This is a genomic window from Nocardia aegles (assembly GCF_052545135.1).
Window position 1 is genome coordinate 204,066 of the sequence record NZ_JBQWRI010000006.1, and the last position, 11,985, is coordinate 216,050.

Below are 11,985 nucleotides of genomic sequence, written 5' to 3' on the forward strand. Positions count from 1 at the left end.
CCCCGGTACTTCGGTGCCGGGGGCTCGAATTGTTCTTGGCTGCGGCATGTCGCCTAGGTGCGCGCCTCACCTATCAGGGGACGACGCGGACGGTATCTCCGAAATGCGAGCACGGGGCTTCCAACGGTCCCCATTCGTCCCCCGCGTACTGGCAACCGATGCTGACCTGAATTCCGGACTCCAGCAAGACATGCCAGCGAACGGTTGATCCGTCTCCGGGATGTTCCAGATAGGCCAGACCGGAACGGCCACCGAACATGACGTCCTGCTGCAAGTCGGTCAGTACACCCGGTGTGTGCTGCGCAATCTGTGTTTCCAGCTTCGCCGCGATCTGCGCGTAACTGGACGACGCCGTCAACGGTGCCTGCATCACCGTGATCCGCTGCCGGGCAGTGGCCTCGGGCACTAGATCGACGCGAGCACGTCCCGTATCAGACGACTGTGCAATGCGCCAGCCCGGAGGAACTCGAAACCTGATTCTGCCGAATGCCTCCGGCGCCGCCTCGGCCGGTGGGGCGGTCGGCGACGGCGCTTCCGCGCTGGGTGCCGCTACCGTCTCTCCGCCTCGGCGACCGGACAGGACAACCGCGCCGACGATCGTCACTGCGACGACCATCACGGCCGCGATCGCGGCGATCACGATACGCGCTGTGCCATACCGGGGCTGCCGTGCTGCGGCACGCTCACGAAGCGGTCCCATCCACTCGGTGGGCGCGGCGGGCACCTCGCATCGATCACCCGGCTCGGCCCGACGCCCTCGGACGAGATCGGGACCGGTAACCGGACGCAGCTCGACGTCGGCACCTATAGACTGCCGAGCCGCCTCACGGAGCAAGTCCCGCTGCTGGTAGTCGCTGATACCCACCACCTGCACAAGGTCGATCGGGCCGCTGTCAAGCAATCGAGTGATCAGGTTGCACAAGGCGACGAATCCTGGCGAATCGGCGACTATTTCGGCTAGCGCGAGCGTTGGCTCATGCTCACAGGATTCGATATGCACGCCGCGATGGCTTCGGATGACCGCCGACGCCGTGGTGACCAACATGCCGAACTCCAGCACCAGCGTTCGCTGACTGTAGCTGGTGCCCTCGTCCGACGCGACCGAACGGACCGCGATGTCTTCGAAGACCACATCCGAGGCGACGCGGCGCGCCGCCTGAGCGAGCACACCGCGACGGCCTGCGCCCCATTCGGTCGGACAGACCAGCGTTATCCGTGCACACGGAGAGGCAACTCGAAGATGGTCGAGCACACTCGCGAAAACGGCACTCATCGCGTCCACCACCGAAGGCATGCGGGGCGGCAGGGCTATGGCATCGGCGGGTAGGAACTGGACCACCGAACTGACTTGGGTGGGCGGCGTCAACGACTGCCCCACGACGAGATCGAAGCCGTTGCTGCCAAGAACCACCGAAGGCGGCGCGTCCCAGTGCGTGTCGGCGCCACGCGCCCAGATGCGCGCCTCGGTGACGACGAGCTCAACCTCGGACATCAGGGCGACGGCATCCACGCCGTCTGGACCAAGCCCTCGACATTGCGGGTGACGTAGGTGCCTCGGCCCGGCAACATCGGACTCGGTCGCTTGGTGCCCATCAAGACGCCCTCGTCCTTGCTGCAGCTCAGGATCAGTCCCGCCGAGCCCAGATCACGCATTCTGGCCAATGTCGCCTCGAACATCGCTCTGCTCGCACCACCCGAACGCCGGGCGATGATCACGTGGAAGCCGAGGTCTCGGGCGTGCGGCAGATGCTCGAGCAGCGCTTGGACCGGGTTGCCCGCGGACGTGGCGACCAAATCGTAATCGTCGATGATGACGTACAGTTCCGGCCCGCTCCACCATGAACGATCTCGCAGCTGCTGCGGAGTGACGTCCGAGCCCGGGGTCCGCTTGCTGACATAGGCGGCCAAGTCGTTCATGTTCTGGGTGAACTGCGGCGCCGTGGAGCCATAGCCCGCCAGATATCCCTCCGGGACGAGGCCGAGCATACTGCGCCGGTAATCGCCGATGATGAAGCGAGCCTGATCGGGGGTGTTGGATGCGGCGATGCCCTCGATCAGCGAGCGCAGCAGCGTCGTCTTTCCCGATTCGGTGTCGCCGATGATGATGAAGTGCGGGCTCTCCACGAAGTCGATGTAGACCGGAGCGAGCTCGGACTCGTTGATGCCGAACGGAATACGCAGGCACTTCGCGCTCGGATCGACCTGCGCGGGCCAATCGCCCGCCAGATACAGCAGCTGCTCGCGCGGGAGCTGCTCGGGCAGCATGCGAACCTGCGGCGCATGACGGCCCGGCGTCAGCCTGGCGATGGTGGCGACCGCGTCCGCGACGGCCTGGGTGAGGTCGGTCGGGTCGGAGTTGCCGTCGATGCGGGGCAGGCCGGTCAGCATGTGCAGGCACTCCGGGGTCATACCGCGGCCCGGCCGCCCCACCGGAACCAGCGAGGCGAACTTGCGGCCCAGATCGGAATCCATCGGATCACCGAGGCGCAACTCGATCCTGGTGCCGATCTGATCCTTGAGCGCGGGCCGCGCCTCCGGCCAGCGGTTCAGCGTGACGACCACGTGCACGCCGTAGGACAGACCTTGCGAGGCGAGGCTCATGATGGTCGGCTCGAGCATCTCGAAATCCTCGCGGATCGTGATGAAACGGTCGATCACCAGGAAGACGTCACCGAACGGATCCTCGTGCACACCCGCCGCGCCGGGGCTGCTGGCCGGGTCCATCGCGCGCAGCCTGCGGAAGTCCGCCATCGATTCGATGCCGAGCTGGCGGAAGCGTGCCTCACGGTGCCGGAGGATGGTCGTCACCTCCGCGATGGTGCGCCGGACCTGGTCCTCGTCCAGCCGGCTGGCTACCGAGCCGACGTGCGGCAACCCCTGCAGGCTCGTCAAGGAGCCGCCACCGAAGTCGAGGCAGTAGAACTGCACCTGTTCGGCGGTGTGCGTCAACGACATCGCCATGATGAGCGTGCGCAGCGCCGTAGACTTGCCGGACTGCGCGCCACCGACGATGGCGACATTGCCGCGGGCGCCGGACAGGTCGATGTTCAACGGGTCGCGGCGCTGGTCGTACGGGCGGTCCACGATGCCGATCGGGGCGCGCAGCGTGGACACCGCGGAGTACTCGCCGGTGAGGATGGAGCGCGGGAGGAGCTGGTCGAGCGTCGGCGCCTCGTCCAGCGGCGGCAACCATATCTCGTGCGCCGGGCGGCCGTGGCCGCGAATCCGGGAGACCAGCATGTTCAGGTTGGACAACTGCTCGCCGTCCTCGTCCTGTTCCGGCTCCAGGCTCGGTTCGGGCGGCAGCGCGACGCGGTCGGCGGCCCGGAAGTCGACATGGTTCGCGGTGAACGGCCGTGCTTTGACATCGATTTCACCGGCCTGCGTGGCCACGGTCATGTCACGCTGCGAGCCACCGCCGACATACGCGCCGGAGACATAGGAAGCCTGGAAGCGCTGGATCTCTCCGGAGTCGGCCTTCAGGTAGCCGCCACCTGGGCTGTTCGGCAGGTTGTAGGCGTCCGGCACGCCGAGCACCTGGCGAGACTCGTTGGCGGAGAACGTCTTCAGGCCGATCCGGTAGGACAGGTGGGATTCCAGGCCCTTGAGCTTGCCTTCCTCCAGACGCTGCGAGGCGAGCAGCAGATGCACGTGCAGCGAGCGGCCGAGGCGGCCGATCATGACGAACAGCTCCGCGAAATCCGGGTGCTGGGTGAGCAGTTCGGAGAACTCGTCGAGCACCACGAACAGGGCCGGCAGCGGATCCAGGTCGGCGCCGGCGGCCCTGGCCTTCTCGTACTCCAAGACGTTGGCGAAGTTGCCCGCCGCCCGCAGCACTTCCTGGCGGCGGTTCATCTCGCCGGCCAGGGCGTCCTTCATGCGGTCGACGAGGTCGGCCTCTTCCTCCAGGTTGGTGATGACGGCGGCGACGTGCGGAACCCCTTCCAGGCCGAGGAACGTCGCGCCGCCTTTGAAGTCGACCAGCACCAGGTTCAGCTGGTCGGGCGAGTGCGTGGCCAGCAGGCTGAGCACGAGGGTGCGCAGGAACTCCGACTTACCGGAGCCGGTGGCGCCGATGCACAGGCCGTGCGGGCCCATGCCGTTCTCGGCGGCCTCCTTGATGTCCAGTTCCACCGGAAGGCCGTCGGCACCCACACCGAACGGGACGCGCAGGCGTTCCCGTCCGTAGCGCGGCCGCCACGCGTGCTCCGGGTTGAACGAGCCGATGTCGCCGAGGCCCATGAGCTGAGCCCAGGTCGAGATCGCCTCGGAGTCGTCGGTCTCCACGTCGCTGCTGCGCTGCGTGGCGGCGCGGTAGGGGGCGAGCCTGCGCGCCACCTGCTGCGCCTGCTCGGGACTGATCCGGTCGATCAGCGCGAACCGCTCCTGATTACCGGTGGCACCCCGGCCGACACACTCGCCGTTCTCGACGATCATCTTGATGCCGCGGGACACCGCGAGGCGCGGCGCGTAGCCGCACAGGTCGATGATGGTGACGCCCTCGTAGCCGGACTCACGCAACTGATCGTCCTCGGCCTCGAGCAGGCCACCGTCGACCACGATGACGATGTGCACCATGTTCGCGTTGGCGGGTTGGTTGCGCGAGTACCGCACGCGGTTGCCGAGCAGGGGATGCAACCCCGCCGTGGCCTCCCGGATCGAGCCGTAGAACATGCGCTGGGTACCGATGCCGTCCTGCGCGTCGGGGTGCTGAGTGTGCGGGAGCCACTTGGTCCACTCCCACTCCGGCGCCGTGTCCGGTCCGCAGACGACCGCGACCAGCACTTGGTCCGGCGCCTGGAACATGCACAGCTGCACCAGCATGGCGCGGGTCATGTCGCGCGCCTGGCCGCGGTCGCCGTCCAGCGCGATGGTTGCGAAGCCCTTGACCGCGATGGCGGTCGGCAGATCGGGCACGGTCGAATGGGCGCGCACGAAACGGCGCAGCGAGACCGCGGCGATCGGTTCGAGTTCCTCGACCGGACCGGTCTCGGGGGCGACCAGCCTCGTGGCCAGGCGCTGGCCGCCGAGCCCGATGCGGGCGTGGCAGAAGTCCTTGTCCCCCGCGCGGCGTTCCCACATGCGGCTGGTGCCGGCCAGCATCCAGACCAGCCCCGGCTCCGGGTGGCTCCACTCGACGGAAGCGCGCTGCTGCGCGGCGGTCGCGTCGACGTCCTTACGCACCTGGTCGAGGTAACGCAGGTAATCTTTGCGGTCCTCGTTGGCCTCGGCGGCCTTCTGTCCCTTGCCCCCGCCCTGACCGGCGAACATGCCGACCATCGAGAACAGCATCATGATCGGGAACATCATGCTCATCGGGTTGGAGGCGATGCCACCCCCCTGGGTGAACATCAAGGCCATCATGCCGACCATGCCGATCACCATCACGACCGGCATGAGTTTGAGCACCAGGTTTCCCGGTGTGACCCGGGGGATTTCGGGCGGCGGCTGTAGCGTGACCTCGCCGCCGGGCGTTCGAGGCATCTCGCGGCGCGCACGGCGCTGGAAGCGGACAGTGCTCATCGACGAGATTCCCCCTTCGGCCAGCTGTGATTCGGCCTCAGTGTAGAGGGCACAGCCGACATGTCGTACAGTTCGACCAGCATTCTGCTGCCCGGACCGAGGGTTCGCAAGCGCGCCCCCGGCCTGCCGTGCCGTGGAATCACGAGGTAGAAGACCGAGTTGGGGGAAGCTTGACGCACGCGCGACTTGACCACATCGACGAAGAATCCTCGCGCGGCATCGTCCGCGCCCCCGACCTCGCGCGGGTGACGATTCTGGCCAAGCACACTCAGGTCGACATGGCCATCCCGGTCGACGTGCCGGTCGCGCTGGTGATTCCGAGCGTGGTCGACATGGTCGCCCAGCACAGCCGCACCAACGACTTCGACAACGAGGGCGAGCGTTACGAGCCCGCGGATTGGGTGCTCGCCCGGATCGGCCATCCGCCGTTGTCCAACTCGCTCAGTCTCGGCGAGCACGGCGTGCGCGACGGCGAACTGCTGATGCTGGAAAGCGCTTCGCACACCGCGCCGACACCGCTGTTCGACGACATCATGTACAACGTCGCGATCGCCGACGCCGACCATTACCGCAGCTGGACCCCGCGGGTCGCGCGGATCACCGGCTCGGTGCTCGCGGCGCTCACCATGATCGTCGGCTGCCTCGGGCTGTTGCTGTCCCCCGGCTCGCTGCCGATCGGGGTCGGCGGTTCGATCGCGCTGGTGGTCGCGATCCTGCTCGTCGTGACCGCGATGGTGCTGAGCAGGATGTACGGCGACAATGGCACCGCGCTGGTACTGGGCGGCTGCGCGCTGCCCGCGGCGTTCAGCGCGGGCATGCTCTTCGTGCCGGACGGTTACGGCTGGGCGCATATCTTGCTCGGATCGGTCCTGGCCGGGGCGACGGCGATCCTGGCATGGCGGGTCACCGGCGTCGGGCTCGCGTTGTTCATCGGCGCCGCCGCGCTCGCCGCCTACGCGGTACCCGCGGCGCTGGTGGGCCTGCTCACCGATCAGCCGCAGCGGGCGATCGGAGCGGGCGCGGCGGCGCTCGGCCTCGGCGGCCTGTCCCTGGCGCCGCGCGTGTCCATGCTGCTGGCGAAACTGCCGCTGCCGCCGGTGCCTTCGCCGGGCACCCCCATCGATCCGACCGAGGACGACCCGGACGATCACCGGGCGCTGCCGACCATGGAGGTGCTGCGGGTCAAGTCGGAACGCGCCCGCATGTACCTCGCGGGCCTGGTCGCCGCGACCACGCTGGTCACCGTCATCGGCGCGCTCGGCGCGACCGACCCGGCCGCCGACGACCCGAACTGGCCGGGCATCGCACTCGCCCTGGTCTGCGCGGTGGTACTGATGTTCCGCAGCCGCACGTACGCGGGCGCGGAACAAGCCGTCGTGCTCATTGCCGGTGGCGCTGCCATCGTGCTGATCATGCTGGTGGGCGCGGGTTTCGCGATGCACCAGCCGCTGGCCGTCTTCGGCGCGGCGATGATGGTCTTGGTCGCGGCGCTGATCCTCGGCATCATCATCCCGAACCAGTCGGCCACCCCGCCGATGCGGCGCGGCGTCGAACTGCTCGAGTACACGTTCGTCGCCGCGGTGCTGCCGCTGGTCTTCTGGGTGGCGGACCTCTACTCCCTCGTCCGCGGGCTGTGAGTTCGCGGCGATGGGTTCGAAACGGTTGAGCGACAGATATTTTCGCGCGACTCGGATCGGGACGGCAGCATGCGTGCTGGCGCTGAGCGTATCCGTCGGTTTCGGCGCGACCGCTGGAATCCCACGAGCGCTGGCGGAGAAACCCACCGTGAGCCCGAACACGCCACCACCGCCAGGGGAGCCGGCCGCTCCGCCCGACAAGACCGAGCGGGCGACCAACACACCGTGCGTCAGCACCGGATCCGGCGGCAACGGGCCCTCGACGCCGGTGGCACAACGCTCCCTCAACCTGGAGCACGCCTGGCAATTCTCCACCGGCGCCGGCCAGCTCGTCGCGGTCATCGACACCGGTGTCGCACGTCATCCTCGCCTGCCCGGCCTGATCGCGGGCGGTGACTATGTGAGTAATACGGACGGCACCGAGGATTGCGACGCGCACGGGACATTGGTCGCCGGGCTGATAGCGGCCACCAAGGTCGACGGCCAGGGCTTCTCCGGGGTCGCGCCAGATGCGCGCATCCTCACCATCCGTCAGACCAGCAGGTTGTACCAGAAAGAGGGAGCGAATCGCGACAAGGGGCCCGATGCGTTGCCCCAGGGATACGGCACCACTCGCACCATGGCATCGGCGATCCGTCGCGCGGCGGATATGGGAGCTACCGTCATCAATATTTCCGAAGTCGCGTGCAGGTCTACTTCGGAGCCTTTCGAAGACGCCGATCTGGGTGCCGCGGTTCGGTATGCCGCGATCGAGAAAGACGTGGTCGTGGTGGTAGCAGCCGGCAACAGCAGCGCTGACAGCTGCAAGGGCAGCAACGCGGTCATCGATCCGGTGGACCCCACCGGGGACCCGTGGAGCAAGGTGGACCTGAACGTGTCGCCGGCCCGCTATGACGACTATGTGCTCGCGGTCGGTTCTATCAACGAGAACGGGCAGCCGTCGACGTTCACCGTGCCCGGGCCATGGCTGGGCGTGGCAGCGCCAGGCGAGAACATCACTTCCCTCGATCCACTTTTCAATGATCCGAACAGCAAGGGAACCGCGGTCCAGCTCGGCAGCGTACAGCAGTCCGGACAACTCGGCCCGATTCAGGGCACCAGCTTCGCCACCCCGTTGGTCTCCGGAGTAGCCGCCCTGGTGCGAGCTCGTTTCCCGCAGCTGAGCGCGCTGGAGGTCATCAAGCGCATCGAGGCCACCGCCCATGCCCCCGCGGAGGGATGGAATCCCTACATCGGCTACGGCGCTGTGGATCCGGTACAGGCGCTGACCGCCGAGGTATTCGGTGCATTGCCGCCGAAGCGACCATCGGCAGCCACAAGCGTCCAGCTTCCGATGCCGTCTGCGCCACCGCCGCCGAACAATCGCGCACGCAACGTCGCACTCATCGGAAGTGGCGCTATCGCATCATTACTGGTCTTGGGAATGCTGGGGTCTTTCCCCATCCGACGCAGATTCGGCGTCACCAGCGACGACGCGTAGTGAAGACACTGGAAACCGAACACCGACGCAGTCAGTGAACGACACCCCGGGACTCGGCCGATGGCCGAGTCCCGGGGCATTTGATAGATAGCTCAGTTTTGGTTCTTGACCAGCGCTTTGGCCGGACTCGCGTCCGGCGCGACGCCGTCGTGGGCCACCATCGCGTCCTGGCGACCGAGGGTTGGGCCGGAGGCGAGTAGACCGACGATGGGCCATGGAGCCGGTTCCGGTTGCCGCACTCCGGACTCCGTACTCAGGCCGAGCGCTTTGACCGCGTCGGCATCCTTTATGCCGTAGCGGACGCCGGTATCGGCGATGTAGAACATGCTGTCCTTGCGACGGCTGTCCGGTTCGATGCCGGTGCTCTGCACGAACGCGCCGGAGCCCGGTTTGAAGTACACAGAGTCGACGTTGTCGCCCTTCCCGTCCGCCTGCGCAAGCGGAACGAGCTTGGCGCTGCCTGCCATCGGTAGATCGCTGCCGTCGATGACGGTCAGCTCCGCGCGTAGCGCGACGTCGGCGTTACCCTCGACGCCCGGTATCGGCTTCCACGACAGGCAACTGACCGGCCGCGCCTTGGGTTGGATGACCGTCGGAGCAACCTCGGGATACGTGTCGACCTTCAGCACGTTCGACACCGGCGCGTGCTGCTGCTCGTAATCGCCGATGGTGGTGCCGTGATCCGGATTGCGCTGCGAAGCCCGTATCACGTCGGCGGTGAACGGGCTGATGGGTTGCAGACCGTTGTGCAGAATGACGAAATTTTGGTTCGCCTTGCCGGAGACCTGCACGACCGTCCCGATCTTCAGGCCGTTGATCGAATAGCCGGACGGCTGTCCACCCGGATCGGCAATCGTCGGTGGCACAATCGCGTTCACCTCGGGGATGGCGTTCAGCAGGCCCTCACTGATCGGGCGCGGTGTCACGCCCCGAATCCCGAGCGGACCGGCGACGGCCGGGTCGTTCACATCCACGCGAGCGCGCGTCTTGTTCCAGATCAGATAGGTCGCTTCCTTACTCTTCACCAGCATCGCCTTGTCCGGTCCCATGGCCGACGCCTTGTCACCGAGGTCGAGGTCGCCGATCAACACGGAGGTGGTGCGGTCGTCGGTGCCGTCGGTCTTCAACGAATCACACACCGTCCATGCGCGCCCCTTGCCCTCCTTGTCGAAGGGCAGCGAGCCGGGCGCGCCCGGGATGCCGATCAAGGGGCCGCGCGGCTTCTTCCCGAGCTCGGACTCCTTCACGGTGGCGGGCTTGGCGGCCTCGCCCACCGCCAGGCGGGCCGAGGCCAGGTTGAGGGCCGGGTACACCACGTCGTCGATTCGCACGTAGACCGCGCCGGAGTCCTTGCCGATCAGGATCTTGGCGTCACCGATCTTGTCCTGCGGACGCAGCAACGCGAGTACACCGCAACCGGCCAGTGCGACACACGCCAGGATCAGACCGGCCGCGTAGGCGCGGGACTGCGAACGCATGGGGTCGTGCAGCATTCGCACGTCCCGGCGCACCAAGGCGTGCTCCATCCGCCGGACCAGAAAGCGGTAACCGCTGACCTGCCAGCGAGTAGTGGGTTTTGAAGGCATTATTCCTCCCCCGAACAGTGCTCACGTTCGCCGAACACAGTACAGTTCCCGGGTACTGTTGTTCAGCTCGGCCGCGGCGATCCGGCCGATATCGGGTACTTGGGGGACGACGATGGCGGAACCGGCCGGTGCGGGACCACGCCCGCTTTTCGGGCGCGTCTCGATGCGGAACCTGCTGATCGCCCAGATCATCGGGCTGATCGCCGGAGTCGTCGCGCTGTTCGCCGGCCTGCCGGGGCTTCCCGCGCTCGGCGTCGCGGTGGTCGTCGCGCTGATTCCGCTGATTTCGGTCGCCCGGCGCACCTTGCTGGACTGGATCGGCACTTGGTGGCGCTATCTCACGCGGCGTGACTACGACCTCGGCGACACCGTCGACTTCCGCGGCGCCGACGGTCGCTCGCTCGGCCTGTACTGGGACGGCAGCCGCGTGGTGACGGTGGTGGAGGTGCTGCCCCCGCCCGGCGGGCTGACCAGGATCGCCCGCACCACGGTGCACGCCTCGCACCTGCTTCCGCTGGCGGAGCTGGCGAAATGCTTGAACCAGCACGACATCCTGCTCAGCGGCATCGACATCATCAGCCACGGGCACCGCAGCCGTTCCGGCACACCCGCGGGCAAGATCTACGAATCGCTGCTCGGACCGCTGCCCGCCACCGCGCACCGCACCGTGTGGCTGGCGATCGGCTTCGACGCGGTGGCCTGCCCGGAGGCCGCGGACCGGCGCGGTGGCGGGGCGGAAGGCGCCTCGCGCGCGGTCACCATCGCCACCCAGCGCATCATGCGCACGCTCGAGGATGCCGATTGCAACGCGCGCATCCTCACCGCGCCGGAGATCCGCAAGGCGGTCCAGCAGATCACCAACGGCTACGACCCGCGCACGCTGGAACACCGCTGGCGCTACGCCGAAATCGGCAACAGCGTCAACATCGGCAGCGCCCTCGACCCCAAGCGACTCGAATCCGACCTGCTCGCCCAGCTCTGGGTGGCGCCGTCGCGCGGCACGACGGTGACGGTGCGGCTGCGCCCCGGCAGCTCCGCCGCCTCGGTGAGTATCGGCGCCGCCTGGCGGCTGACCGCACGGGAGCTACCGGAACGCGCCCAGCTGCCGGGCATGATCTCGATGAACGGACGCCACCGCGACGGGCTGCTGGCTCATCTGCCCCTCGCGGTTCCCGGCGTGGACGACACCGTCCCGATGATCGAGCACCTGATCGACATCGTCGATGATCTGCACCTGCCCTCCTCCGGCTGCGGTCAGCTGATCGGGTCGGACGACGAAGGCAACGGCGTGGCGGTCCGCATCGTCGGCGCGGGCATCTCCACGGTGTATGTCGCGGGTGAGCTGTACCTGGCGCAGCAGCTGGTTTTCCGGGCGCTTGCGGTCGGCGAGCGGATTCTCATCCGCACCGACCGGGCACGGGCCTGGGAGAACCTGGTCACCACCATCGGCAATCCGGAGCGCCTGACCATCGCGGTCGAAACCCACCAGTCCGACGCGGGATTCACCGCCACGGTGGTGGACGGGGTGCTGGCGCCTGCGCCGCACGCGGGCGTCACCACCATCTACGTCACGGGCGATCCGACGGGCTGGCCCGCCAGCCGTCCCGATCTGGCCATCCACCAGCCCGGCGCGATCGGCAACCACGTGGTGCTGCGCACCGGCACGGCGCAGGTCGACCTGACGCTGGTATCGATTCCCAGCGAGGCCACCTACATCGGCCAGCCGCGCGGCCGTCGGGCGATGCAGCCGCAGTAGTAC

At 67.6% G+C, this 11,985-nt stretch carries 6 protein-coding genes; 3 read left to right on the forward strand and 3 right to left on the reverse strand.

Annotation, left to right across the window (positions count from 1 at the left end):
• Positions 1-73: 73 nt before the first annotated feature.
• Positions 74-1,492, reverse strand: coding sequence for a type VII secretion-associated protein (locus ACT89H_RS18880; RefSeq protein ID WP_445109936.1), 1,419 nt, complete (start codon positions 1,490-1,492; stop codon positions 74-76).
• Positions 1,492-5,523: a type VII secretion protein EccCa gene (gene eccCa, locus ACT89H_RS18885; RefSeq protein ID WP_445109937.1), complete on the reverse strand. Its 4,032-nt coding sequence runs from the start codon at positions 5,521-5,523 to the stop codon at positions 1,492-1,494. Before eccCa ends, ACT89H_RS18880 begins: the two co-directional genes overlap by 1 nt.
• 170 nt (positions 5,524-5,693) lie before the next feature.
• On the opposite strand from eccCa, the gene eccD reads away from it, so the two are divergent.
• On the forward strand, positions 5,694-7,160 hold the full coding sequence (eccD, locus tag ACT89H_RS18890; protein ID WP_445109938.1) for a type VII secretion integral membrane protein EccD: 1,467 nt from the start codon (positions 5,694-5,696) through the stop codon (positions 7,158-7,160).
• Between the two features lie 10 nt (positions 7,161-7,170).
• Entirely contained in the window at positions 7,171-8,640 is a 1,470-nt protein-coding gene (gene mycP / locus ACT89H_RS18895) for a type VII secretion-associated serine protease mycosin (protein WP_445109939.1), read from the forward strand.
• A gap of 92 nt (positions 8,641-8,732) precedes the next feature.
• On the opposite strand, the gene eccB is transcribed toward mycP, so the two are convergent.
• On the reverse strand, positions 8,733-10,226 hold the full coding sequence (eccB, locus tag ACT89H_RS18900; protein WP_445109940.1) for a type VII secretion protein EccB: 1,494 nt from the start codon (positions 10,224-10,226) through the stop codon (positions 8,733-8,735).
• 112 nt (positions 10,227-10,338) lie between these two features.
• Between eccB and eccE the strand changes: the two genes are divergently transcribed.
• Complete coding sequence (eccE, locus tag ACT89H_RS18905) at positions 10,339-11,982, forward strand: type VII secretion protein EccE (RefSeq protein ID WP_445109941.1); 1,644 nt, start codon at positions 10,339-10,341, stop codon at positions 11,980-11,982.
• Positions 11,983-11,985: the final 3 nt, after the last annotated feature.

Excerpts from the sequence above, each read along its gene's own strand:
- ACT89H_RS18880 (WP_445109936.1), bottom strand. The coding sequence starts at position 1,492 with ATGTCCGAGGTTGAGCTCGTCGTCACCGAGGCGCGCATCTGGGCGCGT.
- eccCa (WP_445109937.1), bottom strand. The coding sequence starts at position 5,523 with ATGAGCACTGTCCGCTTCCAGCGCCGTGCGCGCCGCGAGATGCCTCGA.
- mycP (WP_445109939.1), top strand. The coding sequence starts at position 7,171 with ATGGGTTCGAAACGGTTGAGCGACAGATATTTTCGCGCGACTCGGATC.
- eccB (WP_445109940.1), bottom strand. The coding sequence starts at position 10,226 with ATGCCTTCAAAACCCACTACTCGCTGGCAGGTCAGCGGTTACCGCTTT.
- eccE (WP_445109941.1), top strand. The coding sequence starts at position 10,339 with ATGGCGGAACCGGCCGGTGCGGGACCACGCCCGCTTTTCGGGCGCGTC.